Source organism: Phyllobacterium sp. UNC302MFCol5.2, assembly GCF_000686005.1.
In the GTDB taxonomy this organism is placed as follows: Bacteria; Pseudomonadota; Alphaproteobacteria; order Rhizobiales; family Rhizobiaceae; genus Phyllobacterium; species Phyllobacterium pellucidum.
The window spans coordinates 416,742-441,972 of record NZ_JMLL01000011.1 but is presented as its reverse complement, the minus strand read 5'-3'; the positions used below and the strand labels follow the sequence as shown (position 1 = coordinate 441,972).

23 protein-coding genes are annotated in these 25,231 nt (G+C 61.2%); 14 read left to right on the top strand and 9 right to left on the bottom strand.

Annotated elements, in window-relative coordinates; genetic code table 11:
* The first annotated feature begins 12 nt into the window (after positions 1–12).
* Positions 13–3,744, top strand: a complete 3,732-nt coding sequence (gene cobN / locus BR48_RS0113455; RefSeq protein ID WP_027231775.1) for a cobaltochelatase subunit CobN — start codon at positions 13–15, stop codon at positions 3,742–3,744.
* A 26-nt stretch (positions 3,745–3,770) separates the two neighbouring features.
* Positions 3,771–4,409 carry a cob(I)yrinic acid a,c-diamide adenosyltransferase gene (cobO, locus tag BR48_RS0113450; protein WP_027231774.1) on the top strand — a complete coding sequence of 213 codons (639 nt, stop codon included), beginning with the start codon at positions 3,771–3,773 and terminating at the stop codon, positions 4,407–4,409.
* 36 nt (positions 4,410–4,445) lie between these two features.
* Here the strand turns inward: cobO and BR48_RS0113445 are convergent, their stop codons facing one another.
* Together BR48_RS0113445 and BR48_RS0113440 are read right to left on the bottom strand one after the other, a co-directional pair.
* Entirely contained in the window at positions 4,446–5,090 is a 645-nt protein-coding gene (locus BR48_RS0113445; protein ID WP_027231773.1) for a glutathione S-transferase family protein, read from the bottom strand.
* Between the two features lie 138 nt (positions 5,091–5,228).
* The gene (locus tag BR48_RS0113440) at positions 5,229–6,017 is read right to left on the bottom strand and encodes a TSUP family transporter (protein ID WP_027231772.1); all 789 of its coding nucleotides are present in this window, start codon (positions 6,015–6,017) and stop codon (positions 5,229–5,231) included.
* Between the two features lie 170 nt (positions 6,018–6,187).
* Between BR48_RS0113440 and BR48_RS0113435 the strand changes: the two genes are divergently transcribed.
* Genes BR48_RS0113435 through cobM form a run of 3 tightly spaced genes read left to right on the top strand, consistent with a single transcriptional unit; the run spans position 6,188 to position 7,781 of the window.
* A complete protein-coding gene (locus tag BR48_RS0113435) occupies positions 6,188–6,619 on the top strand; it encodes a TerB family tellurite resistance protein (protein WP_027231771.1) in 432 nt (143 codons plus the stop codon).
* Complete coding sequence (locus BR48_RS0113430) at positions 6,616–7,005, top strand: cobalamin biosynthesis protein (protein WP_027231770.1); 390 nt, start codon at positions 6,616–6,618, stop codon at positions 7,003–7,005. The genes BR48_RS0113435 and BR48_RS0113430 overlap by 4 nt, the downstream gene beginning before the upstream one ends.
* A 14-nt stretch (positions 7,006–7,019) precedes the next feature.
* On the top strand, positions 7,020–7,781 hold the full coding sequence (gene cobM / locus BR48_RS0113425; RefSeq protein ID WP_027231769.1) for a precorrin-4 C(11)-methyltransferase: 762 nt from the start codon (positions 7,020–7,022) through the stop codon (positions 7,779–7,781).
* Here cobM and BR48_RS24580 read toward each other — a convergent pair.
* On the bottom strand, positions 7,773–8,522 hold the full coding sequence (locus BR48_RS24580) for a cobalt-precorrin-6A reductase (RefSeq protein ID WP_036814398.1): 750 nt from the start codon (positions 8,520–8,522) through the stop codon (positions 7,773–7,775). The genes cobM and BR48_RS24580 overlap by 9 nt on opposite strands.
* Entirely contained in the window at positions 8,509–9,624 is a 1,116-nt protein-coding gene (locus BR48_RS0113415; protein ID WP_027231768.1) for a cobalt-precorrin-5B (C(1))-methyltransferase, read from the bottom strand. Before BR48_RS0113415 ends, BR48_RS24580 begins: the two co-directional genes overlap by 14 nt.
* Positions 9,625–9,727: 103 nt before the next feature.
* Here BR48_RS0113415 and cobA point away from each other — a divergent pair, with 103 nt between their 5' ends.
* From cobA to cbiB, 4 genes are read left to right on the top strand one after another with little or no spacing between them, the layout of a single operon-like run.
* Positions 9,728–10,567, top strand: coding sequence for a uroporphyrinogen-III C-methyltransferase (cobA, locus tag BR48_RS0113410; protein WP_027231767.1), 840 nt, complete (start codon positions 9,728–9,730; stop codon positions 10,565–10,567).
* On the top strand, positions 10,564–11,862 hold the full coding sequence (locus BR48_RS0113405) for a cobyrinate a,c-diamide synthase (RefSeq protein ID WP_027231766.1): 1,299 nt from the start codon (positions 10,564–10,566) through the stop codon (positions 11,860–11,862). Before cobA ends, BR48_RS0113405 begins: the two co-directional genes overlap by 4 nt.
* Positions 11,863–11,866: 4 nt before the next feature.
* Positions 11,867–12,877 (top strand): threonine-phosphate decarboxylase CobD, encoded by a 1,011-nt coding sequence (gene cobD, locus BR48_RS0113400; protein ID WP_027231765.1) that lies wholly within the window; start codon positions 11,867–11,869, stop codon positions 12,875–12,877.
* Between the two features lie 29 nt (positions 12,878–12,906).
* Positions 12,907–13,887 (top strand): adenosylcobinamide-phosphate synthase CbiB, encoded by a 981-nt coding sequence (cbiB, locus tag BR48_RS0113395; protein ID WP_027231764.1) that lies wholly within the window; start codon positions 12,907–12,909, stop codon positions 13,885–13,887.
* Between the two features lie 36 nt (positions 13,888–13,923).
* Here the strand turns inward: cbiB and BR48_RS0113390 are convergent, their stop codons facing one another.
* The 5 genes from BR48_RS0113390 to BR48_RS0113370 are packed head-to-tail and all read right to left on the bottom strand — an operon-like array spanning position 13,924 to position 20,168.
* Positions 13,924–15,549 (bottom strand): dipeptide ABC transporter ATP-binding protein, encoded by a 1,626-nt coding sequence (locus tag BR48_RS0113390; protein WP_036814395.1) that lies wholly within the window; start codon positions 15,547–15,549, stop codon positions 13,924–13,926.
* On the bottom strand, positions 15,549–16,400 hold the full coding sequence (locus BR48_RS0113385; protein WP_027231762.1) for an ABC transporter permease: 852 nt from the start codon (positions 16,398–16,400) through the stop codon (positions 15,549–15,551). Before BR48_RS0113385 ends, BR48_RS0113390 begins: the two co-directional genes overlap by 1 nt.
* Positions 16,397–17,344, bottom strand: a complete 948-nt coding sequence (locus BR48_RS0113380; RefSeq protein ID WP_027231761.1) for an ABC transporter permease — start codon at positions 17,342–17,344, stop codon at positions 16,397–16,399. Before BR48_RS0113380 ends, BR48_RS0113385 begins: the two co-directional genes overlap by 4 nt.
* Positions 17,345–17,393: 49 nt before the next feature.
* Positions 17,394–18,878 (bottom strand): ABC transporter substrate-binding protein, encoded by a 1,485-nt coding sequence (locus tag BR48_RS0113375; protein WP_027231760.1) that lies wholly within the window; start codon positions 18,876–18,878, stop codon positions 17,394–17,396.
* Between the two features lie 18 nt (positions 18,879–18,896).
* Positions 18,897–20,168: an acetylornithine deacetylase/succinyl-diaminopimelate desuccinylase family protein gene (locus tag BR48_RS0113370; RefSeq protein ID WP_027231759.1), complete on the bottom strand. Its 1,272-nt coding sequence runs from the start codon at positions 20,166–20,168 to the stop codon at positions 18,897–18,899.
* Positions 20,169–20,486: 318 nt separating this feature from the next.
* Here BR48_RS0113370 and BR48_RS26215 point away from each other — a divergent pair, with 318 nt between their 5' ends.
* The 5 genes from BR48_RS26215 (at position 20,487) to BR48_RS0113345 (ending at position 25,019) form a co-directional block, all read left to right on the top strand.
* Complete coding sequence (locus BR48_RS26215; protein ID WP_155810880.1) at positions 20,487–20,642, top strand: hypothetical protein; 156 nt, start codon at positions 20,487–20,489, stop codon at positions 20,640–20,642.
* Entirely contained in the window at positions 20,639–21,004 is a 366-nt protein-coding gene (locus tag BR48_RS0113360) for a hypothetical protein (RefSeq protein WP_027231757.1), read from the top strand. The genes BR48_RS26215 and BR48_RS0113360 overlap by 4 nt, the downstream gene beginning before the upstream one ends.
* On the top strand, positions 21,001–21,180 hold the full coding sequence (locus BR48_RS0113355; protein ID WP_027231756.1) for a hypothetical protein: 180 nt from the start codon (positions 21,001–21,003) through the stop codon (positions 21,178–21,180). Before BR48_RS0113360 ends, BR48_RS0113355 begins: the two co-directional genes overlap by 4 nt.
* Before the next feature lie 219 nt (positions 21,181–21,399).
* Positions 21,400–24,255, top strand: a complete 2,856-nt coding sequence (locus BR48_RS0113350; RefSeq protein WP_027231755.1) for a molybdopterin oxidoreductase family protein — start codon at positions 21,400–21,402, stop codon at positions 24,253–24,255.
* Positions 24,252–25,019: a 4Fe-4S dicluster domain-containing protein gene (locus BR48_RS0113345; RefSeq protein WP_027231754.1), complete on the top strand. Its 768-nt coding sequence runs from the start codon at positions 24,252–24,254 to the stop codon at positions 25,017–25,019. The genes BR48_RS0113350 and BR48_RS0113345 overlap by 4 nt, the downstream gene beginning before the upstream one ends.
* Positions 25,020–25,231 lie beyond the last annotated feature (212 nt).

Genomic DNA, 25,231 nt, shown 5'->3' with positions numbered 1-25,231 from the left:
TAAGGAAGACTGATGCATCTCCTGCTTGCCCAGAAAGGCACGATAGCCGAAGGCACCGAGGCAATCGATCTCGGCCAGACGCCGGGAGATGTGCTTTTTCTTTCGGCGGCCGACACGGAGCTGGCCAGCCTTGCCTCGGCCCATCGCCACAATGGCGAAGGGCTCTCCTTGCGCCTCGCCAACATGATGGCGCTGGCGCATCCGATGTCGGTCGATGCTTATGTCGAACGCACCGCGCGTCACGCCAAACTGATTGTCGTGCGCATCATCGGCGGCGAGAGCTACTGGCCTTATGGTCTCGAAGCGCTCCACGCCTGCGCGATCAATCACAAGGTGCAGCTGGCGGTTCTTCCGGGCGACGACAAACCCGATCCCGGCCTTGATCGCTTTTCGACGGTGCTGCGGCAAGATCGAGACGCGCTCTGGCACTATCTGCTTGAGGGCGGCGCGCAAAACGCGAGCCGTTTTCTCGACTATTGCGGCGCGATTGTCGATGGAGCCGAGAAACCGCAGGAGGCGGCGCCACTGCTGAAGGCGGGCGTGTGGTGGCCCGGCGAGCCGGCGCCATCGCTCGACCTGTTGCGGTCGCATTGGCAGGCGGACGCATCGATCGTTGCCATCTGCTTTTACCGCGCGCTGGTGCAGAGCGGACAGACCCAACCGGTCGAGGCGCTGGTCGATGCCTTGAGGCTCAAGGGTCTCAATCCCTTGCCCGTGTTTGTATCGAGCCTGAAAGACCCGGTTTCCGTGGCGACGCTTGAAAGCATATTCGGTGAGGCGGCACCCGTCGTTGTTCTCAATGCCACGGGATTTGCCGTTTCGGCGCCCGGCGTTGCGCGCAAGCCCACCGTGCTCGAACATGATGGCGCGGTCGTTCTACAGGTAATTTTTTCAGGATCGAGCGCCGAGCAGTGGCGCGCTTCGGATCAAGGTTTGTCTGCCCGCGATCTCGCCATGAATGTCGCGTTGCCGGAAGTGGACGGGCGGGTTCTCACCCGCGCCGTCTCGTTCAAGTCGGCACGGACGTTCGATGAGGCTGTCGAAGCCAATATCGTCACGCATGAGCCCATGCCGGACCGCATCGGATTCGTAGCCGAACTTGCGGCGAACTGGTCAGCGCTCAGGCGCACGTCGGCGGGGGAGAGGCGTGTCGCGCTGGTGATGGCCAACTATCCCAATCGCGATGGACGGCTCGGCAATGGCGTGGGCCTCGATACGCCAGCCGGGACCTGGCATGTGCTTACCGAGATGATGAAGCAAGGCTATGCGGTCGCGGACATTCCGGCGGATGGCGATGCACTTATAAAACACCTGATGGCCGGGCCGACCAATGCGGCGAGCGACGGCCGCGAGGTTCGCGAAACTATATCGCTCAATCATTACAATCATTTCCTCGAATCCCTTCCCATCCCGATTCAGCAAGCCGTCACCGAACGCTGGGGCAAGCCGGAAGCCGATCCGTTTTTCCTTGAGGAGAAAGAAGGATTCGCGCTGCCGCTTGCCCGCTTTGGCGAAACCCTTGTCGGGATCCAGCCGACGCGCGGCTACAATATCGATCCGAAGGATAGTTATCACTCTCCTGATCTCGTTCCGCCGCACGGCTATCTCGCTTTTTACGCCTATCTGCGCGAAGTCTATGGAGCGCATGCGATCGTCCATGTCGGCAAGCACGGCAACCTTGAATGGCTGCCCGGCAAATCGCTGGCACTTTCCGAAACCTGTTACCCGGAAGCGGTGCTTGGGCCGATCCCGCACATCTACCCGTTCATCGTCAACGACCCGGGCGAGGGCACGCAGGCGAAGCGCCGGTCCTCGGCCGTCATCATCGACCATCTGACGCCGCCGCTGACGCGCGCCGAGAGTTATGGGCCGCTCAAGGATCTAGAAGCGCTTGTCGATGAATATTATGAAGCGTCCGGCGTCGATCCGCGCCGGTTGGTGCGGCTCAAGGTGCAGATCCTCGATCTGGTGCGCGATATCGGGCTCGACCACGATGCCGGTATCCATGACCACGATGCCGACGACCTCGCGCTGCAGAAGCTCGATGCCTATCTCTGCGATCTCAAGGAAATGCAGATTCGCGACGGCCTCCATATATTCGGGCAATCGCCGCAGGGGCGGCTTTTGACGGATCTCGTAGTCGCGCTCGCCCGAGTGCCGCGCGGCTCCGGCATCGGCGCAGACCAAAGCCTGCAGCGCGCGATCGCACGCGACCTCGGCCTCGACGGCTTTGACCCGCTGGATTGCGATATGGCTGCAGTCTGGAATGGACCGCGACCGGAATGTCTGGCGCTGCAATCGGACGCCAATTGGCGTATCGCCGGTGATACGGTGGAACGCATCGAGTTGCTCGCCGCACGGCTTGTTGCCGAGGAGGCGCCGTGCCCACCCGATTGGGCTGCGACTAACGCCGTGCTTGAGGGCATACGGGCGACACTCGGGCCGGCCGTGGCGGACTGCGGCGAGGCCGAAATGGGCGGCCTGTTCCGGGCACTTGATGGCCGGTTTGTCGCGCCGGGACCCTCCGGCGCGCCGACGCGGGGCCGGCCGGACGTATTGCCCACGGGCCGCAATTTCTTTTCGATCGACAGCCGCGCCGTGCCGACACCGGCCGCGTGGGAACTTGGGCAGAAGTCGGCCGATCTCCTTATCCGCCGTTATACGCAGGACCATGGCGAGTGGCCGACATCGTTTGGTCTGACGGCCTGGGGCACCTCCAACATGCGCACCGGCGGCGACGATATTGCGCAGGCCCTGGCCCTGATCGGCGTCAAGCCAGTTTGGGACATGGCATCGCGCCGGGTCACCGGCTACGAAATAGTGCCTGTTGCAATGCTCGGCCGCCCGCGCGTGGATGTCACCTTGCGCATTTCGGGTTTCTTCCGCGATGCGTTTCCCGATCAGATCGCGCTGTTCGATACCGCAGTGCGGGCGGTTGGCGGACTTGACGAGGATCAAGCAGACAATCCTATCGCGGCGCGCATGCGCAGCGAACGCGAACGGATGCTTGGCGAGGGAATCGATGAGAAGACGGCCCGGCAGCGTGCCGGATTTCGCGTCTTCGGTTCGAAGCCCGGCGCGTATGGGGCGGGTTTGCAAACCCTGATCGACGAAAAGCACTGGGACAGGCGCGATGACCTCGCAGAGGCGTGGCTCGTCTGGGGCGGTTATGCCTATGGCGCGGGCGATGATGGACGCGCCGAGCGCGGATTGCTCGAAGAGCGCTTGCGTTCGGTCGAGGCCGTGGTGCAAAACCAGGACAATCGCGAGCACGACCTTCTCGATTCTGACGACTATTACCAGTTCGAGGGCGGCATGTCGGCGGCGGTCGAGCGCCTTTCGGGCGCGCAGCCGACGATCTACCATAATGACCATTCGCGTCCTGAAAAGCCGATCATCCGCACGCTGGACGAGGAAATAGCCCGGACAGTGCGCGGCCGCGTCATCAATCCGAAGTGGATCAGCGGCGTAATGCGCCATGGCTACAAGGGAGCATTCGAGATGGCGGCGACGGTGGACTATCTTTTCGCTTTTGCCGCCACGACCGGGGCCGTCGGCAATCACCACTTCGAGGCGGTGTACCAGGCATTCCTGGTCGATGACAATGTGCGCGCCTTCCTCAACGAGAAGAATCCACATGCCTTGCGCGAGATGGCCGAGAAACTCGAAGAAGCGGTCGAACGCGGTTTCTGGACGCCGCGTTCCAACTCGGCACGCTTTGAGCTGAGCCGGCTCGCCGCCTGATAAAAAGAATCTGAAGGAAACGCCAAATGTCTGAAAAATCACAAAAACTTCTGAACATGACCGAAGAGGAAATCAACGAGCGCCACGCGGACAAGATGCGCAAGAAGAAAGCGGTACGCGACAAGATTCTTGCCACCAAGACGGACGAGAAGGGCCTCGTCATCGTCAATACGGGGAAGGGCAAGGGCAAATCGACCGCAGGGTTCGGCGTCGTCTTTCGCGCACTCGGTCATGGCATGAAGATCGGCGTCGTCCAGTTCGTCAAAGGCTCCTGGGATACGGGAGAGCGCTGGGTTCTGGAGAAATTTCCAGACCAGGTGACGATCTCGGCCATGGGCGAAGGCTTCACCTGGGAAACCCAGGATCGCGCCCGCGATATCGCCATGGCGCGCAATGCCTGGGAGCAGGCCAAGACAATGATCCTCGATGACGAGACCGAACTCGTCCTGTGCGACGAACTCAACATCGCGCTGCGCTACGACTATCTTCCAGTCGAAGAGATCATCGACGTCCTGAAGCAGAAGCCCCACATGAAACACGTGATCATTACCGGACGGAACGCCAAGGACGAGCTTATCGAGTTCGCCGATCTCGTTACCGAGATGGAGATGATCAAGCATCCTTTCCGCTCCGGCATCAAGGCGCAGAAGGGCATCGAGTTCTAGGCCGTAGCTGCTGGCTCAATTCCACGCGTTAGTATCTCAGGCCGTTGGTGCGTTGATCGCATATTGCGCGGCGAAAGCGCGTCTATAGGCGGGCCGGGCTTCCCCGCGAGCCACGTAGGCGGCGAGGTTTTGATATTCGTCCAGAATGCCCGACATTCTCAGTCGCAGCAGAACTGAAACCATCAACAGATCACCCGCGCTGAACCTGTCATCAAGCCACTCGTCGGCGCCCAGGTGAGCCGAGAGCTTGTGCAGTGGAGCGCGGACACGTTCCTTTACCAATGGCAGGCGCTCGGCGCTCCAGGGTCTGTCACTTTCGAATATTCTTGCCGTCGTCAATTCGAGGATCGGCGGCTCGACGGTGTTAAGTGCGGCGAACATCCACGTGATGGCACGCGCGCGGGCATTCTTTTCCTTCGGCAGCAGGCCCTCATGCTGCTCAGCAAGATGCAAGATGATCGAGCCCGTCTCGAACAGCGACAGTGGGCCTTCCTCATAGGTTGGGATCTGGCCGAAGGGATGAAGCGCCAGATGGGCTGGCTCCTTCATCTCGGCGAAGGAAACGAGACGAACCTCATAGGGCTGGCCGACTTCTTCGAGCGCCCAACGAATGCGCGTATCGCGCGCCAATCCCTTGCCGCTATCGGGCGATCGTTCAAATGCTGTGATAGTGATTGTCATCGCATTCGTTTCCTTGCCTGGGCGAATTCTTTCGCTTCCCTTCGTGACGAATGAGTTTGCCGGAAATCGACACCGGTCGTGAACTATTTTCATTCGTTGCAAGAAGGCCGCGAACTCCCGAGGAACGTCCGACCAATCTCAGCCGTTCGTGAGCCAAACGCGCAGCGGATTGTCGGCGTCCAGCAAAAGCTTTGCGGCGAGCGCCAGGCACACGATGATAAGCAAGGGCTTGATGATTCTTGCGCCGATCTGCATGGCCAGGCCCGCGCCGACGCGGGCACCGGCAAACTGGGCAATGCCCATCAGCAACCCGACTTTCCAGTTGATCACCCCAAGGAAGGCGAATGTGATGAAGCCGCCGAGATTGGAGGCGAAGTTGAGAAGCTTGGTGTTGGCCGTCGCCTTCAAAATCCCGAAGCCGGCCAGAGAAACAAAGCTCAACATGAAAAACGATCCCGTTCCCGGACCGAACAGGCCGTCATAAAAGCCAATGAGCGGCACGACGGCTATGCCGAACATGAACGGCGTGATGCGCTGGGCACGATCGACGTCGCCCATGTTCGGCTTTACGGCGAAATAGATGGCGATGGCGATCAGCAGGATAGGCAGGAAAGCGCGCAATACGTCGCCCGGCAGGAACCCGGCGAGAAGTGCGCCCGCCACGCCGCCGATCGCCGACATCAATGCCGAGGGGAGTTGCTTGCTCGGATGCACAAAACCCTTCTGCGCATAGGCAATCGTTGCCGATGCCGATCCGAACAGCGATTGCAGTTTGTTGGTGCCAAGCGATTCTACCGGCGAAAAGCCTGCAAGGAGCAGCGCAGGCACGGTGATCAACCCGCCGCCGCCGGCGATCGAGTCGATGAAGCCTGCGGCAAAGGCGGCAATGATCAGAAGGATGGGTATGTTTTCGAAGAAGGCGGACATCTGGATTCTCGCTGCGACGGGGCGGGACCATAGACGGATCTGCTTCGTTGGCGAGCAATTTTCACGCCGGGTCGCGCAAGCGTGTTCGAATCGGCCGACAGTGTGTTGTTTCGGCACTTGAATTCGGCGCGCTGCACTGCAATCGTTTTGCGACAGAACGCGGGGATACGATGAGCGAAAGTATTTTTGACCGGATCAGTGAATTTTTTGGGGCGAAAAGCGCGGTACAGAAGGTCGCCGACGACCCGGTGCTGACCGCCGAATTGTTGCTGCTGTTGCACGTCGCGCTGGCCGACGGCAAGACCGACAAAACCGAATATGCTGCAATCCTCGGCATTGCCGAGACGGATTTCGGCATTCCGCGCGATGAATTCGCCGAGGTCGCGGAATATCTCAAGGATTTTGGTTACGAAACGACGAGCAAGCAGGCGGTGCTGGCATTTTCGGACGTGCCATTCGAGCGCAAGGTGCAACTCTTGCGCCATCTTCTTACGATCGCCAACGCCGATAACGATCTCGACCCGAAGGAAGCAAACCTGATCCGCACGACGGCCGGGCTGCTTGGCGTTACCCCGGAAGAACTGCACAAGAACCGCGGATGACGTCGCGGGGCTACGCGCTTGGCATCGGGTGTGAACGGGGCTGTGCGCCTGATGAAGTTTCGGCACTGGCGAGGAAGGTGCTGGAGCAGGCAGGGATTGCCGCAAAGGATCTGAAGGGTGTCTACTCGATCGACCAGCGCGCAGGCGAGCCGGCCATCGTCTTGGCGGCACACGGACTAGGCCTCCGGCTCGAATGTTTCGGTGCGCAATTGCTAGAGGAGCAGACGCCGCGCCTCCTCAACCCGTCCGAAAGCGTGTTTGCGCTCATGGGCTGTCATGGAGTGGCAGAGGCAGCGGCGCTTGTCGGCGCCGGTCCTGATAGCATATTGCTGGTCGGCAAGACCAAATCGGCGCATGCCACCGCGGCGCTTGCGGCGAAGAATTAGGCGACAGGTTCATCATGACAGTTCATTTCATCGGCGCCGGACCAGGGGCGCCAGACCTTATCACAGTTCGCGGGCTGAAACTCATCCAGTCCTGCCCGGTCTGTCTTTTTGCGGGATCGCTCGTGCCGCCGGAAATGGTGGCGGAGGCGCCATCCGGGGCGAGGGTGGTCGACACGTCTTCGCTCACGCTCGACGAGATCGTCGCCGAGTTCGAAAAAGCCCATGCGGAAGGCAAGGATGTCGCGCGCGTCCACTCCGGCGATCCGTCGATTTACGGGGCGGTTGCCGAGCAGATGCGCCGGCTCGATGCGCTCGGCATCGATTATGATGTCACGCCGGGCGTGCCGGCATTTGCCGCAGCCGCTGCCGCGCTCAAGAAAGAGCTGACCGTACCGGAGGTGTGCCAGACGATCATCCTCACGCGCACGTCGATGAAATCTTCGGCCATGCCGGAGGGGGAGGATCTGCAGACGCTTGGCAAATCCGGCGCGACGCTCGTGATCCATCTGTCGATCCGCAACCTCCAGCGTATCGAGACCGAATTGACGCCGCTTTATGGCGCAGATTGCCCGGTCATTGTTGCTTATCGGGTGGGCTGGCCGGACGAGCAGTTCATTCACGGGACCCTTGACGATATCGGCGGCAAGATCGCTGCCTCCGGTCTTACCCGTTCCGCGATGATCTTTGTCGGTCGTGGCCTCGCGGCCGATGCATTTAGCGACTCGGCCCTCTACAACAAGGGCCACAGCCACAGCTTGCGCCAGCGCTCAGAATGAGAGATTTGCCTCGACGAATTCGATAACGCCGTCGATGTCCGGGACCGTATTGGCGCCCGGGCGATGCGGACGCTCGATCATGATCACCGGCAAGCCGAGTTCGCGTGCGGCCCTTATCTTCGCGTAGGATGCCGTGCCGCCGGAATTGCGGCACACGATGTGCGACAGCCGTTTTGCTTTAAGGAAGGCTGTTTCCTCCTCAAGACTGCCGGGTTTGGACAACTCCAGTTCGTAATCGATGAGGCCGAGGGGCACTTCCGGCGGATCGATCATCCTGACGACGAAATGCACGTCACCGCGGCGCGCAAACGGCGCGATGTGCTGCCGGCCGAGCGCAAGCAGCACGCGTGCTTTGGTTGGGATCGCCGCGACGCCCTCTTCGAGCGTCATGGCGGTCGTCCACGCGTCTCCCGGCCGTTGCAGCCAGGCCGGCCTCTCCAATCGCACGAAAGGCACATCCGTCGCAGTGGCGGCTGCGATCGCGTTGTCCGAAATCTGCGTCGCAAAGGGATGCGTGGCGTCGATAAGGAGAGCTACATGCTGGCTGGCGATATAATCGCAAAGGCCCGCTGCACCGCCAAAGCCGCCGATCCGCACTTCGCCCTCGGGCCTCGCCGGGTCCTTCGTGCGTCCGGCGAGCGAAGATATGACGCGGTAGCCGCTCTCCATGAGGTGGGTTGCAAGTTTGGAGGCTTCAGCCGTTCCCCCAAGAATGAGGATCGGCCGATCAGACGCGGGCAAGGATTGCTCCCCTGCGATCCGTCACGATGACTTCGACATCTACCGGGGCCCCCTTGAGGGTGGCGATGGCGGTTTCCCTGGCCTTCACCGCGATGGGGGCGGCGAGGTCTATGCCAAGTTCTTGAGTCAGTTCAAGCACTTCCTGCGCGGTATTTGCATCGAGAATCCGCTGCCTCATGTCAGGATTCAAGCCGAGCCTGGTCGCCTCATCGGCGAGGAATTCCATGCTGACCTGACTGCGGGCGGAGTGAAGATCAAGCGCCCCTTGCGCAAGTTTCGTAAGCTTGGCAAAACCGCCGGCAATCGTCAGCCGGTCGATGGGGTGGACGCGCAGATATTTGAGCAAGCCGCCGGCAAAATCCCCCATGTCGAGCAGCGCTATTTCGGGTAGATGGTAAATCGCCTGCGCCGCATCTTCGGAGGTGGAACCAGTTGCCGCGAGCACGTGGGTAAGGCCAGCCGCACGCGAAACGTCGATGCCGCGGTGGATCGAGTGGATCCATGACGAACACGAGAAGGGGTGAACGACCCCCGTGGTGCCGAGGATCGAAATGCCGCCGACGATGCCGAGGCGAGGGTTCCATGTCTTCTTGGCGAGGTCCTCGCCCTCCGGCACCGAAATGGTAATCACAAGGTCTGTAGGCAATTCGTATTGAGCACAAATCTCCTCGCAGATTTTCTTCATCATCTCGCGCGGAACCGGATTAATCGCGGCCTCGCCGGGCGGAATCGGAAGGCCGGGCAGGGTGACCGTGCCCACTCCTTCGCCGGCGACAAACTGGATGCCGCTTCCGGGCGGAGCCGGGAAGACGGTGGAGATTATCGTCGCACCATGCGTGACATCAGGATCATCCCCCGCGTCTTTGACAATGCCGGCCATGGCGTAGCCGTCGCCGATCGATTCGATCGCGAGCTGAAAGTGCGGCACCTCGCCCTTCGGAAGAATAATGGCGACTGGATCGGGGAACTCGCCAGTGATCAAGGCGATCAGAGCTGCCTTCGTGGCCGCCGTGGCGCAGGCGCCCGTGGTCCATCCGCGCCGCAATGGCCGTTCCTTGGTCTCGTCGGGTTTGCGCAGCCCGGCATCGGGTTCGTCGTTCATGGGCTCCTTATAGCGGGCTCCATCGCCCGTTGCATGATTTTTCCGATAAGTTCATGCTTGCTCTCGGAAAAATTGTGCTATGCGCAAAAGACTGGAGTAAGCGATGGGCACAATGAAATCTAGGCTGCCGAAATTCGAGCCCGGGCACGTGTGGCTCGTCGGAGCGGGCCCTGGCGATCCGGGCCTCTTGACCCTGCACGCGGTCAATGCGCTCGAGCAGGCAGACGTGATCGTCTATGACGCCCTCGTCAATGAAGACTGCCTTTCCTATGCCCATGCCGGCGCGACGCTCGAATTTGCCGGCAAGCGCGGCGGCAAGCCGTCACCTCAACAGCGCGATATTTCGCTCCGCCTCGTTGAACTCGCCAAAGCGGGCAAACGGGTGTTGCGGTTGAAGGGAGGAGACCCTTTCGTCTTCGGGCGCGGCGGTGAAGAGGCGCTGACCCTCGTCGAACATGGGGTGCCGTTCCGCGTTGTCCCCGGCATAACCGCCGGGATTGGCGGCCTGGCCTATGCGGGCATTCCGGTCACCCACCGCGAGACCAATCAGAGCGTCACATTCCTCACCGGTCATGACGCAACCGGACTCGTGCCAGATTCGATGGATTGGACCAGCATTTCAAAGGGTTCCTCTGTCATCGTCATGTACATGGCGATGAAACATATCGGTCTGATTGCGTCGCGACTGATAGCCGCCGGACGCAAGAAGAGCGAACCCATCGCCTTCGTCTGCAACGCGACGACAGGCGAACAGCAGGTTCTGGAAACGACGCTCGAATATGCGCAGGCCGAAGTCGAACGCGCCGGCCTTCGTCCCCCGGCAATCGTCGTCGTGGGTGAAGTGGTGCGCCTTCGTGCGGCGCTCGACTGGCTCGGCGCCATCGAGGGCCGGGTGCTGACCCAGGATCCGCTTGGGACCCGCCGGGAAAAGGATGCGGGATGAAAGGCTTGCTTATTGCCGCGCCGGCGTCCGGGAGCGGCAAGACCACCGTTACGCTCGGTCTCCTGCGTGCACTTCGCGATCTCGGCGTCGAGATCGCTCCGGCAAAGGCCGGGCCGGACTATATCGATCCTGCCTATCATGCGGTGGCAAGCGGCGCGCCTTGCCTCAATCTCGATCCCTGGGCCATGCGGCGCGATCTGATCAGCGCCTTGGCCGCGCGCCATACGGAAGGCGCCAAATTGCTTGTCGTCGAGGGCATGATGGGCCTCTTCGACGGGGCGATCGACGGGCGCGGTTCTGCCGCCGACCTTGCAACGCATTTGTCGCTGCCGGTGATCCTCGTTGTCGATTGCGCCCGGCAGTCACACTCGATTGCGGCGCTTGTCAGCGGCTTTCGTGATTTTCGCCGCAACGTGATGATAGCGGGGCTGATCCTCAACCGCGTGGGCAGTGCGCGTCACGAGGCGATGTTGCGGTCGGCGCTCGAACCGGTCGGCATTCCCGTAATCGGCGTCCTGCCGCGTGACCCGCGCCTGCAGCTTCCGGAAAGGCATCTCGGACTGGTGCAGGCGGGCGAACATGCTGACCTTGACGCCTTTGTCGACTATGCCGCTGCGCTCATCGGTAAAAGCGTCGATCTTAAGCGCCTCGAGCAGATCGCCGGCAGCTATGGTCCGAGCGCTTCCATGGCCAATGTCGCGCGCGTTCCGCCGCTCGGCCAGCGCATTGCGGTCGCCTACGACAACGCCTTTGCTTTCTCCTACCTGCATCTGCTCGATGGCTGGCGACGTCGCGGCGCCGAAATCCACTTGTTTTCGCCACTTGCCGACGAAGCGCCGCCAACTGGGTGTGATGCGGTCTATCTGCCCGGCGGTTATCCCGAACTGCACGCCGGCAAACTTGCTTCGGCTTCCGCTTTCACCGCCGGAATGCGCGAGGCGGCGTTGAGCGGGATGCCGATCTATGGCGAGTGCGGCGGCTATATGGTGCTTGGGACCAGCATAGAGGACGCCGAGGGCGTCGCCCACAGGATGCTTGGCCTTTTGCCGGTCGAGACGAGCTTCGCCAGGCGCAAGCTCCACCTCGGTTATCGCCGCCTGACGCCTCTGGCGGCATCGCCTTTTGCTGCGTCCTTGACTGCGCATGAATTCCACTATGCGAGCATCGTGCACGAAGGCGATGCGCCGCGGCTTTTCCGCGTCAGCGATGCGCTAGGCGAAGACCTTGGCGAAGCTGGCTTGCGCGTTGGTTCGGTGAGCGGTTCTTATATGCATATCATTGATTTGGCAGGGTAGGTCGATGCGGATCGAACATGGGGGCGCACTCGACCGCGCCATCGAGCGTTTTGGCGGCGTGCGTGAAGACTGGATCGACCTGTCCACCGGGATCAATCCAGAGATATTCCCGTTGCCTGCCATTGCGCCTGAGATCTGGAACAGGCTTCCCGACGAGAAGCTGTTCGCGGCCACGCTTGCCGCAGCAAGGGATCATTACGGCGCGGGAACGGCAGCGCACGTCGTCGCGGCGCCAGGCACGCAAGCGCTTATACAGTTGCTTCCTGATATTGCCTGTAAAGGCGAGGTTGCGATTCTTGGCCCGACCTATCAGGAACATCAGGTTTCGTTTCTCGATGCAGGCTGGATGATTTCGGATTGCCGCAATGTCGAGGATGTTCCGCAATCGGCAAGTGTCGCCGTGATCGTCAACCCCAACAATCCTGACGGCCGGGTGATCGCCGCCGATGTCCTCCTCGAACTCGCACGTCGCCTGGCGGCAAAAGGCGGCTTTTTGATCGTGGACGAAGCCTTTGCCGATCCGCATCCCGAAACGAGCGTTGCCCGGTATGCCGGCATGGCCGGTTTGGTCGTGCTCAAATCCTTCGGCAAGTTTTTCGGCCTCGGTGGCTTGCGGCTCGGGTTTGCGCTGACCGATGGCGACGCCGCCCGCGCATTGACGCGCCGCCTGGGTCCCTGGGCGGCATCGGGGCCGGCGCTTGCGATAGCAACGCACGCCTTTTCAAATCGCCAGTTGCTCAATGCCTATACGGATCGGCTGCGCCTGCGCCGGCGGTTGCTTTCCGACGTGCTTGGCGATGCTGGCCTTGCGGAATTTGGTGGAACGATGTTGTTCTCGCTGGTCGAGTTCAGACAGGCGCAGCGGCTGCACGAAGCGATGTGCCATGAACATGTCCTCACAAGAAAATTTGCCTATGCGCCACAATGGTTGCGTTTTGGTCTGCCATTGGATGACAAAGCGGCGTACAAGCTGCGGCAGCGTCTTGATGCGGCGCTCGCGCGAGTCGGCGGCTGACATTTTGATTCAACAGGATCGATTCACTTATGGAAATCAATCTTTTGATCTTGTTTCTTGCACTCCTTGCCGACCGCTATTTCGGCGATCCGGAATGGCTCTGGGAGCGCGTGCCGCACCCGATCGTGCTCTTCGGCAAGGCCATCGAATTTGCCGACAAGCGATTCAACACGTCTTCGAAATCCGATGAGGAGCGCCGGCGCGACGGTTTTGTCGTCACGCTCGTTCTGCTTGTAATTGCCGCTGTCGCGGGTCTGGTGATCCACGTTGCACTGCGTACAATCCCGCCCTTCGGCGAACTGATCGAAGCACTGATCGTCGCCGTGTTCCTTGCCCAGAAGAGCCTTGCCGATCATGTGAGCCGCGTTGCCGTTGCGCTGCGTGAGGAAGGCATCGTCGGCGCCCGGCGCGCCGTTTCCATGATCGTCGGCCGCGATCCTGAAACGCTTGACGATGCCGCCGTCAGCCGTGCGGCGATCGAAAGTCTCGCCGAGAATACGTCGGATGGCATCGTCGCGCCGGCTTTCTGGTTCGCGCTGCTCGGGCTCCCCGGCCTGCTGGCTTACAAAATGCTCAATACCGCCGATTCCATGATCGGCCATCTCAATGACCGTCATCGCGATTTCGGGCGGTTTGCCGCAAAGCTCGACGATGTTGCCAACTGGATTCCGGCAAGGCTGACGGGCCTCCTGATTTCGGGGGCGGCCTGGATCGTCCATGGTTACGACGCGGCACTGCGCTCCTTCAACGTCATGATGCGGGACGCGCGCCTCCACCGCTCGCCCAATGCCGGCTGGCCCGAGGCGGCGATGGCCGGGGCGATCGAGGTCGCACTGGCGGGGCCCCGGGTCTATGGCGGCGAAGTCGCCAATGAGCCCATGCTCAATGGTGCCGGCCGCCGCGATGCCGGCGCCGACAATATCGAAGATGCGCTGGATATTTTCGGCGTTGCGACCGCCGCGTTGACCGGCGTCGTCCTGGTGCTTTTCCTTTTCGGTTTGCTGCTTTAGCGGCTCATCGCGATACGTCGACCAGGCGCGCCAGCGTTACCCCTGTTCGCCAATGCGGCGGGCGAGCGACCTGTGCAAGTCTGGCGAAGCTTGAACCAATGCGCGCCCGGCGTCGGACTCCGGATGGCGCAGCACCTCGTCCGTCCGACCTCGTTCCACGATCCTGCCATCAGCCATCACCATGACACTATCCGTTATCGCGCGTGCCACGGCGAGATCGTGGGTAATGAACAGATAGGCGATGCCGAGGCGGCCGTTCAAATCGGCGAAAAGGTCGAGGATCTGGGCGCGGATCGAAACGTCGAGGGCCGAAACCGGTTCGTCCGCCACCACCAGCTTCGGCTCGGTGATGATGGCGCGGGCGATGGCGAGGCGCTGCCGCTGGCCGCCGGAGAATTCATGCGGGTACTTGTCGCGATCTTTCGGCGCGATCCCGACGCGTTCAAGCGCGGTGTCGATCCGTTCACGTGTCTCGCCCTGCGAGAGTGGTGTATCGAACAGAAAGAGGGGTTCGGCCACCAGACGCCCGGCTTTGTGACGTGGGTTAAACGAACCGTAAGGATCCTGAAACACGACCTGCATGTGCCGCCGTGCCGGGCGCAGCGCTGCTTCGCCGAGATTGTCGATCCGCCGTCCGGACAGGACGATGTCGCCGTGCGACGGCTTGTCCAGGGCCAGAATCATGCGTGCCAACGTGGACTTGCCGCAACCAGAGCGCCCGACAAGGGCCATGGATTGGCCGGGCTCGAGCTCGAAGCTTACATCGTCGACCGCAATCGTCGGCTCGCTTCTTGCGAACAACCCGGTGCGCGTGCCGGGGTAGATGCGCGCGACATTGCGGACTGAAAGGAGCGGTCCGTCGTCTTGCGCGATGTGGGGGCGCGACCGATCCGGCACGTGCATCGAGGCTTGCGCCAGCTGGCGCGTATAGGGATGCGCCTGTTCCGTCAGGATTTGCGTGGTCTCGCCGCGATCCATGACTTCGCCGTGTCGTAGAATGGTGATGCTATCGGCGACATCGGCGACGACCGCCAGATCGTGGCTGATGAGGAGCATGCCCATTTTCTCGTCCCGGACGAGGTTCTGCAACAGATCGAGAATCTGTGCCTGCAGCACGACGTCCAGTGCAGTCGTCGGTTCGTCGGCGATCAGCAGCTTCGGCTTTAGCGCGCAGGCGATGGCAATGACCACCCGTTGACGCTGGCCGCCCGAAAGCTCGTGCGGATAACGGCCGAGCGGAAATTTCGCGGCCGGCAGGCCGACGCGGTCAAGGATGGCGCGCGTTCGCTCTTCCGCCACGGCAGGGCTCGCGCCTGTATGCAATCTGATGCCTTCGGCAACCTGCTCTCCGATCGTCTTCGTCGGATTGAGCGCCGTCATCGGTTCCTGGAAAACCATGCCGATGTCGTCACCGCGCAGGCGGCACATTTCGGCCTCGCTCGCTGCGAGAATGTCGGTGCCGTTGAAGCGGATCTGGCCCCCGGAGCGGGCGCCATTGGGCAGAAGCTTCATGACGCTAAGCGCGGTCATCGACTTGCCGGAGCCGGATTCGCCGACGAGCGCGCGGATTTCTCCAGGTTCGATGGCGAGGTCGATGCCGTTCAGAACAGGGACGCCACCAATCGTCAGGCGCAAATCCTTGATGTCAAGGAGGGGTGCCATCAGCGCTCCCGCCGCAATCGCGGATCAAGTACATCGCGCAGGCCGTCGCCAAGGAGGTTGAGGCCAAGCACCGTAATGACGATGGCAAGACCCGGAAACAGCGCCATGTGCGGCGCAAGACCGATCATGGTCTGGGCCTCGAACAGCATGCGACCCCAGCTTGGCATCGGCGGCTGCGAACCGAGGCCAACATAGGAGAGCCCGGCCTCCGCGAGAATGCCCAGCGAGAACTGTATCGTCGCCTGGACCACAAGGAGATTGGCGATGTTGGGCAGGACATGCTCGATCGTAATGCGCGCCGCGCCCTTGCCGGAGGCGCGCGCGCCGAGAATAAATTCGCGCGGCCAAAGCGACAGCGCCGCGCCGCGGGCGACGCGGGCGAAGACCGGGATGTTGAATATGCCGATCGCGATAATGGCGTTGATCGCGCCGGGTCCGAAGACCGCGGTTATCATCACCGCTGAAAGCAGTGCGGGAAAAGCAAACACCAGGTCGTTGAGCCGCATGAGCAGTTCGTCGATCCAGCCGCCTCGCGCTGCGGCCCAAAGCCCGAGCGGCACGCCGATCGCGAGGCCGATCGCAACCGAGACGAAGGCGACCGCAATCGAGTTGCGGCTGCCGACCATGATCATCGACAGCATGTCTCGGCCATAATGGTCGGTGCCGAGCCAGTGGCTCCAGGAGGGCGGCTTCAACTTGCCGGCAATGTCGAGCGTCCCAACGGCGTAGGGAGTCCAGACGAAGGAGAGGACGGCCATGACTGCAACGACGCCGGTGATCGTCAGGCCGACCAGAAACGACCGGTTGCCGATCGCCTTGGACATCCCTTCCTGCCATGCAGAGGCGGTCATGGGCGGCTCCGCAGACGCGGATCGACGATGGCATAGGAAAGATCGACGACGAGGTTGATGAGGATGACCGTCGCGACCAGCAACATCACAACGCCTTCAACGACGATGAGGTCGCGCTGGGTAATGGCCTGAAACACCAGCCGCCCTAATCCGGGAAGGTAGAAGACATTCTCGATGATGATTGTTCCGGCGAGCAGAAAGGCGAATTGCAGCCCGATAATGGTCAGGATCGGGATGAGTGCATTGCGCAGGGCATGGCGGTAAAGAACGCCGCGCCTGCTGAGCCCCTTGGCGCGCGCGGTGCGGATGTAGTCTTCGCCAAGTACATCGAGGAGGGCGGAGCGGGCAACACGCGCGAGAATTGCCGCCTGCGGCAATGCGAGTGCGGTCGATGGCAATATGAGCGTCTTCAACGCCGGCCAGATGCCGGCACTCCAGCCGGGAAAACCGCCCGCGGGCAGAAGCCGCAGTGTCACGGCAAAAACATAAACGAGGAGGAGGGCAAACCAGAAGTTCGGGATGGCGACGCCAATCTGGGCGACGCCCATGCTTGCGGTATCGGCAACTGTCCCGCGCCGCGAGGCTGAATAAAGAGCGACAGGCAATGCGATTGCCGTTGAGAGCACGAGCGAGATGAGGGCGAGCGGCAGGGATACTGCGACGCGCTCGCCAATGAGATCGACCACCGGAACCGAATAGGTGTAGGACCTGCCGAGATCGCCTGTCAGGAGGCCGCCCAGCCAATGGAAGTAGCGCGCTAGAAGCGGCTGGTTGAGACCCATCTGCTCTTGCAGGGCGTGAACCGCATCTTCTGTCCCATTCATGCCGAGCATGAGCCGCGCGGGGTCGCCCGGAACGATTTCCAGCATGGCGAAGACGACGATCGACGCGGCGAATACTGTCGCAAGGCCAATGAGGATGCGCTTTACGGCGTAGTTCAGCATAAGGAGCGCGGGTGGCGATCGATGACACCCCCCTCCGTCAGGTGCAAACTCAATCCGCCCATTTCACAGTGGTCAGGTCGTTGGCCTGGATCGGGCCGTTTTCCCAAAGGCCCTCGATCTTGGCATCCCAGACGCCGGTCTTGGGCAGCTGAAAAAGAAAAGCCGCGGGAACATCGGTCGCGAGTATCTTCTGCGCCTCTTGGTAAAGCTCCGTTCGCTTGGCGTCGTCGGACGTCGCCTCGATCTGCTTGATGAGATCCTTGAAAGCCGGATTGTCGTAGTTGAAGTAATAGTCGTCGCGGGCAAAAATATTCAGATCGTTCGGCTCGGTGTGCGACACGATGGTCATGTCGTAATCCTTGTTCTTGAACACCTGATCGAGCCATTGCGCCCATTCGAGCGGCACGATTTCAGCCTGGATTCCGACGTCGCGCAGTTCAGCCGCGATAATCTCCCCGCCGCGCCGCGCATAGGTCGGCGGTGGCAGCTTCAGCGTGGTTTTGAACCCATCGGGGTGACCGGCCTCCGCAAGAATCTTCTTCGACAATTCAGGGTCGAAAGCCGTTTCCGATGTCAGGTCTATATAGGCAGGGTGGTGCGGCGGAAAGAACGAGCCGATGGGGGTTCCGAGCCCGAACATCGCACCGTCGATGAGCGCCTTGCGGTCGATCGCATGGGCGATGGCCTGACGCACTTTCAAATTGTCGAAAGGCGGCTTCTTGTTGTTCATGCCGAGGATGGTTTCGCCCTCGGTGGTGCCGATGACGACCTTGAAACGCGGATCGGCCTCGAACTGCGCGATGGTTTCATAGCTCGGGAACACCGGAAAGGCCTGGACATCGCCCGCAAGCAGCGCCGCGGTCGCGGCGGCAGGATCGGGGATGATGCGGAATGTCGCTTTGTCGAGCAGGGCTGGCTTGCCCCAATAGGCCGCATTCTTCGACATAACAATCTGCGATCCCTTGGCCCAACTATCGAATTTGAATGGCCCGGTGCCGATCGGCTTTTCCTTGTTGGTTTGGGCGCTTTCCGGCGCGACGATGACGGCGTCACCCCAGCCCATATTATAGAGGAAATCGCCGCTCGGCTGCTTCAGCGTGACCTTGACCGTCAACGGATCGACAACCTCGACTGTATCGATTGCTGCAAACAGGCCTTTTTGCGCATTGGTGGAGTCGCCGCCGCGTGCCCTGTCCAGCGAGAATTTCACGTCTTCCGCGTCGAAGCTGGTGCCGTCGTGGAATTTCACGTCCTTGTGTAGCTTGAACGTATATGTCTTGCCGTCGTCGGAAAGCGTCCAGCTTTCCGCCAGCGCCGGCAGGACTTCGCCCTTCGGCCCGATACGGGTCAACCCTTCGAAGATATTGGCGTAGACGATTTCGTCGATGGCAGCAGCCGCGCCTGCTGTCGGATCGAGATGCGGCGGCTCGAGGACGATGCCGAGCACGAGATCGGCGCGCGCGGCAAAGGCTGCGCTCGAGGTGAGCAGCGCCAGGGCCGCGCCCACCAGTGCCGATTTTGCGAAATTGTTCATTCAACCACTCCCAACAGGTCAAACCGATCCGGACAAGAGAATCTTGAGCCCAAGCGCCATGACATTAGCGGATTCGAGCATGTCGTCGATGCCCACATATTCGTCCGGCCGGTGTGCAAGATCGAGAATGCCGGGCCCATAGGCGATGCAATCGTGCAGGAGCCCTATGCGGGCTATATGCTTCTGGTCATAGGTGCCGGGCGAAATCACATAGGCGGGCTCGCGTCCGAATACGGTCCGGATGCCCTCCGCCACCGCTGTCACCACCGGCGCGTCGCGCTCGGTCATGATGGGCTGCACCTCCATGATGTCCCGAATCTCGTAGTGAAATTTCGGCCGTTCCCATTGCAACCGGTCGAGGATCGAGGTGACCTCGCGTTTCACTTCGGCAATATCTTCCTCAAGCAGGAAGCGGCGATCGATCGTCAGCCGGCAGGAATCCGGCACGTTGGGCGAGGGCAGGCCGGAATAGTCGTCGGTTTGGCCGCCATGGATGGCGTTGATGTTCATGGTCGAGCGTCGCGCGCCTTCCGGTACGACCGGCATCCGGGTTTGTTTCCTGTCGAGTGCCGGGAACAACTCATTCTCGAAGGCGTCGAGCACCGCGCTCATATGCCGGATCGCGCAGTCGCCGAGGAACGGCATCGAACCGTGGGCGATTTCGCCCTTGGTCTCGATTTCGGCCCACCACACCCCGCGATGTCCGAGACAGATACGGTCTTTGTTCAGCGGTTCGGGAATGATGACGTGGTCGACACGCGGCTTCGAGAAAAAGCCTTTGCTCGCAAGAAAAGCGACGCCGCCAAATCCGCCCGACTCTTCGTCGACGGTGCCGGAAATCTCGATTGCGCCGGCGAAATCCGGATAGACCTCGAGAAAGGCTTCGGCGGCAATGACCGATGCCGCCAGTCCGCCTTTCATGTCGCAGGCGCCGCGACCATAAATCTTGCCGTCCTTAACCACGGCCTCGAACGGGTCGACCGTCCAGCCCTCACCGGTATCGACGACATCGATATGCGAGTTGAAATGCACGGTCTGGCCATGGGTGCGGCCGTCGAAGCGGGCGATAACATTGGTGCGCGGATAGCGGTCAGTATCACCCGGCGTGCCGACGCCCCGAATCAGTTGCGTTTCGAATCCGGATTTTTGCAGGCGCTTCGCCAGATATTCGGCGCAGGGCGTGTAGGCTTCGCCGGGCGGATTGATCGTCGGAAAGCGGATGAGATCACGCGTCAGCGCGACCAGGTCGTCACGGCGTCTATCAATGGCCCGGCGCAGCTTTTCGTCCATGCGCGCATCAAATCAGGGGACCCGCTGATTTGGCAAGAGGCAAGTGCTGCGCCAAGGCGCCATTGCAACAGGTTCACGAATGCATTGCACTACTTTGCACTTTCTTTGACGGATGCCCGGCAAACGTAAGTAAGCGTTACAAAGTGGTCTTTCGCAGCAAGTAAATTGCGCATTTGTACAGTTTTGTCGCACCCGATTGAACTTGAACTCGACAAGGGCCATCTGGTCAATCGCCGCAATGTAACGGCAACTTTTTCACCAAACAGGACCACGACGATGCTCCGCGAAGAACGAGTAGCAGAGACTGAATATGCACGCATGGAACAAGAGCACGAAGGCAGCTCCGACGAGCGCCGCGGCTCCTGTGCTATTGGTGTCCTCTGCGTTATTGGCCTTATCCTTGCGCTGGCGCTGCTTGCGCCATCCCATGCTGACGTGCCGATGCCCCATTCGGCTGTAGAACTCGTAAAATGACACGCTGGACTCTGGCGGAATATCGCCGCCAACGACGTATTGACGAGGCTTTCGACCCCGAAGCCGCAGGTTATGACCCTTGTGCCGTCATGTTTGAAGGTGTCGTGATGACCAGGCACGAAAAGACTGAACTGATGCGCGAGCGCCGGCTCAAGGCCGACCGCGACGCCGTCGTCGAAACCTGGTTTCGCCGCCTCATCCCGGTTCTCGTCATCCTTATAGCCGTCGGTATCTCGATGGTCTGGAACGTAGGCGCCGGCCTCTTGATCGCGGCGCTGGCAGCAGTGCTTTTCCTCAAGGCGAGGCGCCGCATGGTTCGCCAGGGCGCCTGGACCGCCGACACGATGGGCCTTTGGGAATGACGCCGCTTTTCGATCGGCGCGAACGGCTCATCGATTTGATATGCGTGGAGCGGCCCAAGGCTGGGTCGCTCGCGGACATTGTGCCGCTGGCCAGGATCGTTGATCCCCAGATGCCGTTGCGGGAGATCCGCGATGCCTGGACCATGTATAAGCGGCGGCGTGCCGATCGGTCCTGATTCGCGCCACGGTTGCGATTTGTCTGCACAAATAAAGCCATGTGCCGCTTTCCCTACAATACGCCGCTGCAAAACCGCTAAGATGCCTCCGAGTCGGGCAGGCTCTCGCAGTCGAGGCTGAAACGCTTCGCCAAACTGCAACTGATCGACTGTTACAGGATTGTTTTCACTACGCATTGTGAAACAATCGGGTATGCAAACAGCGGGGCGACTCAAGAGATGAATTCAGAACCAGACCTTGCCCTGTCGGAGCCGGTTGGTGATGAAGTTCGCAAGACCACCTGCTACATGTGCGCATGTCGCTGCGGCATCGATGTCCATCTGAAGGATGGCAAGGTCCGCTATATCGAGGGCAATCGCGATCATCCCATCAACAAGGGTGTGCTCTGTGCCAAGGGCTCTGCCGGTATCATGCAGCACTATTCGCCTGCGCGCCTGCGGGCGCCGCTCCTGCGCACCGGGCCGCGCGGCTCCGGCCAATTCAGGGAAATCAGCTGGGACGAGGCGCTGTCGCTCGCCGTCGATTGGCTGCAACCGGTACGAGAAACTGCGCCGCAGAAGCTGGCTTTCTTTACCGGGCGCGACCAGTCGCAGGCCTTGACCAGCTACTGGGCGCAGAATTTCGGCACGCCGAATTATGCGGCCCATGGCGGCTTCTGCTCGGTCAACATGGCGGCCGCCGGCATCTATACGATAGGCGGTGCGTTCTGGGAATTCGGTGCACCGGATTGGGACAAGACCAAGCTTTTCGTTCTCTTCGGCGTTGCCGAGGATCACGATTCCAACCCGATCAAGATAGGCATTTCCAAGCTGAAAAAGCGAGGCGCGCGCTTTGTTTCGGTCAATCCCGTCCGCACCGGCTATTCCGCCATCGCCGACAACTGGATCGGCATCCGGCCTGGCACCGATGGCCTGCTGATCCTGTCCATTATCCATGAACTCTTTCGCACCGGCCGCATCGATCTCGACTATCTGCGCCGCTACACCAACGCCCCCTGGCTGGTGATCGACGATCCGGGTCATGAGGATCATGGGCTCTTCCTGCGTGATGATCTCGGCAAGGCGCTGGTGCGCGACCGCGCCACCGGGGCACTCGTTCGATTTGACGAGCCCGGACATGTCGCCGATCTCAACGCGGATTTCATGACTGCCGACAATCGCAACGTGCGCAGTGTCCTTCGCCTGATGGCTGAAAAGTATCTCGATCCGAAATATGCGCCGGAGGCAGTGGCGGCCGAAACCGGGATCGACGCAAAGACCATTCGCGGCCTTGCCTCCGAGATCGCGCGGGTCGCCTTCGAGGAAGAGATCGTCATTGCGCAGCCGTGGACGGACATGAAGGGCGAGCAGCACGAGGTGATGATCGGACGCCCGGTCAGCTTTCACGCCATGCGCGGAATCTCCGCCCATTCCAACGGGTTCCAGTCTGCCCGTGCGCTGCACGTGCTGCAGACCATCATCGGCTCGATCGACTGCCCCGGCGGTTATCGCTACAAGCCGCCATATCCGAAGCCCGCCACGGCTCATCCTCGCCCGCACGGTAAATCTGAGCATGTGAGGCCGGGCCAACCGCTGGCAGGACCCCATCTCGGTTATCCGCTGGGGCCGGAGGACCTACTGGTCGACGCAGACGGCAAGCCGCAACGGATCGACAAGGCCTTTTCATGGGAGGCGCCGCTTTCGGCCCATGGCATGATGCATATGGTGATCGCCAATGCCTCGGCGGGCGACCCTTATCCCGTCGACGTGCTCTTTCTCTACATGGCCAACATGGCCTGGAACTCGTCGATGAACACGCGCGGCACGATCAGGATGCTCGAGGAGCGCGATCCTGCGACAGGCGAGTACAGGATACCCAAGATAATCTATTCCGACGCCTATTCGTCAGAAATGGTGGCCTATGCCGATCTTGTTCTGCCGGATACGACGTATCTCGAACGCCATGACTGTATTTCGCTGCTCGATCGTCCGATCTCGGAGCCGGAAGCGGCTTGCGACGCAATCCGGTGGCCGGTCCTGAAACCCGACCGCGACGTGCGCGGCTTCCAGTCGGTGCTGATCGATCTTGGTGCGCGCCTGAAATTGCCGGGCTTCGTCGATGCGGATGGCAAAGCGCTCTACAAGGATTACGCCGATTACATCGTCAATCACCAGCGCAAGCCCGGCATCGGACCGCTTTCCGGCTTTCGCGGCGAGGCTGGCGAGGATGAGGGCAGGGGCGCGCCAAACAAGGATCAGCTCAAGCAATATATCGAACACGGCGCCTTCTGGGTGAAGCACATTCCGGAGGAAGCGCTCTACTTCAAGCATCATAACGCGGCCTACCAGCAATTTGCCATCGACATGGGCTTCTTCGACGCCCCGCAGCCGGTCACGATCCAGCTTTATGTCGAGACGCTGCAGAAGTTCCGTCTGTCCGCCGAGGGCGTGCGCCAGCCGGTTGCGCCGCAAGCGTACAGGCAGCGCCTCATCGATTGCTTCGATCCGCTGCCGGACTGGTACCGGCCGTTCGAGGAACAGGGCATCGACTCGAACGCCTTTCCCTATCACGCGCTGACGCAGCGACCGATGGCGATGTACCATTCCTGGGGGTCGCAAAATGCCTGGCTCCGGCAAATCCATACGCGCAACCCGCTCTATGTTCCGGGCGGGATTTGCGACGAGCTTGGGCTCAAGGACGGCGATTGGGCGTGGGTAATCTCGCATCATGGCCGCATCAAATGCGAGATTGCGCGGACAGAGGCGGTAAACGGGCGCACCATGTGGACATGGAACGCCATCGGCAAGCGCAAGGGGGCCTGGGCACTCGCGTCCGATGCGCCGGAGGCGACGAAGGGCTTCCTGCTCAACCACCTTATCCACGAACTCCTGCCGCCCAAGGCCGACGGCATGCGCTGGTCGAATTCCGACCCGATCACCGGACAGGCGGCCTGGTATGATTTGCGTGTCCGCATCGAAAAGGCCGAAGAACGCGATGCTATGAGCGAGCCGCAATTTGGTGCGATTGAACGGCCCGGCAGCCAGAAGCCTGGCGCCGACGAAATTCGCTACGGCCAGGAGTGGGCGCGCAAATGACCAGCCTGCCGCAAAACCGCACCTCCACGAAGCTCGGCCTTGTCATCGATCTCGATGTCTGCGTCGGCTGCCATGCCTGTGTCATCAGCTGCAAGGAATGGAACACGGGCGGCTACGGCAATGCACTCTCGGACCAGCACCCTTATGGCGACGACGTTTCGGGCACGTTTCTAAACCGCATTCACAGTTTCGAAGTGGTGCCGGAGGGTGGTGAAGTCATCGGGGAAGCAGGCGATGCGCGCATCGTTCATTTTCCGAAATCCTGCCTGCATTGCGAGGATGCGCCCTGCGTCACCGTCTGCCCAACCGGCGCTTCCTACAAGCGCGCTGAAGATGGGATTGTGCTTGTCGACGAGGACAAATGCATCGGCTGCGGGCTCTGCGCCTGGGCCTGCGCCTATGGCGCACGCGAGATGGATCTCGCCGCCGGCGTCATGAAGAAATGCACTCTGTGCGTCGATCGCATCTACAACGAGACGTTGCAGCAGGAGGACCGGATACCATCCTGCGTTCGCACATGTCCCGCCAACGCGCGCCACTTCGGCGATCTCGGCGATCCGACATCCGAGGTGTCGATCATGGTGGCGGAGCGCGGTGGTTTCGATCTGATGCCGGAGCAGGGGACGCGGCCGACCAACAAATATTTGCCGCCACGCCCGCGAAAGGCTCTGAGCGAGAGTGCGCCATTGGTGCCGCTTGCCGAGAACAGCGAAGGTGCGACCGGTTTCTTTGCCTGGCTCGACAGAGCGCTCGATCGGATGTGAGTTAGCATGGCAGGCTCGCTATCCTATGATACCCCCCTCTGTCCTGCCGGACATCTCCCCCACAAGGGGGGAGATCAGCCTGCTTCACGGGTTTGCCTAACTACCGTCGTACAAATTGGAACACAGGCTTGCGGCCATCCGATCTCCCCCCTTGTGGGGGAGATGTCCGGCAGGACAGAGGGGGGTGACGCCCACCACCTGCGGGTCCCCGC

Excerpts from the sequence above, each read along its gene's own strand:
- cobN (WP_027231775.1), top strand. The coding sequence starts at position 13 with ATGCATCTCCTGCTTGCCCAGAAAGGCACGATAGCCGAAGGCACCGAG.
- cobO (WP_027231774.1), top strand. The coding sequence starts at position 3,771 with ATGTCTGAAAAATCACAAAAACTTCTGAACATGACCGAAGAGGAAATC.
- BR48_RS0113445 (WP_027231773.1), bottom strand. The coding sequence starts at position 5,090 with ATGACAATCACTATCACAGCATTTGAACGATCGCCCGATAGCGGCAAG.
- BR48_RS0113440 (WP_027231772.1), bottom strand. The coding sequence starts at position 6,017 with ATGTCCGCCTTCTTCGAAAACATACCCATCCTTCTGATCATTGCCGCC.
- BR48_RS0113435 (WP_027231771.1), top strand. The coding sequence starts at position 6,188 with ATGAGCGAAAGTATTTTTGACCGGATCAGTGAATTTTTTGGGGCGAAA.
- BR48_RS0113430 (WP_027231770.1), top strand. The coding sequence starts at position 6,616 with ATGACGTCGCGGGGCTACGCGCTTGGCATCGGGTGTGAACGGGGCTGT.
- cobM (WP_027231769.1), top strand. The coding sequence starts at position 7,020 with ATGACAGTTCATTTCATCGGCGCCGGACCAGGGGCGCCAGACCTTATC.
- BR48_RS0113415 (WP_027231768.1), bottom strand. The coding sequence starts at position 9,624 with ATGAACGACGAACCCGATGCCGGGCTGCGCAAACCCGACGAGACCAAG.
- cobA (WP_027231767.1), top strand. The coding sequence starts at position 9,728 with ATGGGCACAATGAAATCTAGGCTGCCGAAATTCGAGCCCGGGCACGTG.
- BR48_RS0113405 (WP_027231766.1), top strand. The coding sequence starts at position 10,564 with ATGAAAGGCTTGCTTATTGCCGCGCCGGCGTCCGGGAGCGGCAAGACC.
- cobD (WP_027231765.1), top strand. The coding sequence starts at position 11,867 with ATGCGGATCGAACATGGGGGCGCACTCGACCGCGCCATCGAGCGTTTT.
- cbiB (WP_027231764.1), top strand. The coding sequence starts at position 12,907 with ATGGAAATCAATCTTTTGATCTTGTTTCTTGCACTCCTTGCCGACCGC.
- BR48_RS0113390 (WP_036814395.1), bottom strand. The coding sequence starts at position 15,549 with ATGGCACCCCTCCTTGACATCAAGGATTTGCGCCTGACGATTGGTGGC.
- BR48_RS0113385 (WP_027231762.1), bottom strand. The coding sequence starts at position 16,400 with ATGACCGCCTCTGCATGGCAGGAAGGGATGTCCAAGGCGATCGGCAAC.
- BR48_RS0113380 (WP_027231761.1), bottom strand. The coding sequence starts at position 17,344 with ATGCTGAACTACGCCGTAAAGCGCATCCTCATTGGCCTTGCGACAGTA.
- BR48_RS0113375 (WP_027231760.1), bottom strand. The coding sequence starts at position 18,878 with ATGAACAATTTCGCAAAATCGGCACTGGTGGGCGCGGCCCTGGCGCTG.
- BR48_RS0113370 (WP_027231759.1), bottom strand. The coding sequence starts at position 20,168 with ATGGACGAAAAGCTGCGCCGGGCCATTGATAGACGCCGTGACGACCTG.
- BR48_RS26215 (WP_155810880.1), top strand. The coding sequence starts at position 20,487 with ATGGAACAAGAGCACGAAGGCAGCTCCGACGAGCGCCGCGGCTCCTGT.
- BR48_RS0113360 (WP_027231757.1), top strand. The coding sequence starts at position 20,639 with ATGACACGCTGGACTCTGGCGGAATATCGCCGCCAACGACGTATTGAC.
- BR48_RS0113355 (WP_027231756.1), top strand. The coding sequence starts at position 21,001 with ATGACGCCGCTTTTCGATCGGCGCGAACGGCTCATCGATTTGATATGC.
- BR48_RS0113350 (WP_027231755.1), top strand. The coding sequence starts at position 21,400 with ATGAATTCAGAACCAGACCTTGCCCTGTCGGAGCCGGTTGGTGATGAA.
- BR48_RS0113345 (WP_027231754.1), top strand. The coding sequence starts at position 24,252 with ATGACCAGCCTGCCGCAAAACCGCACCTCCACGAAGCTCGGCCTTGTC.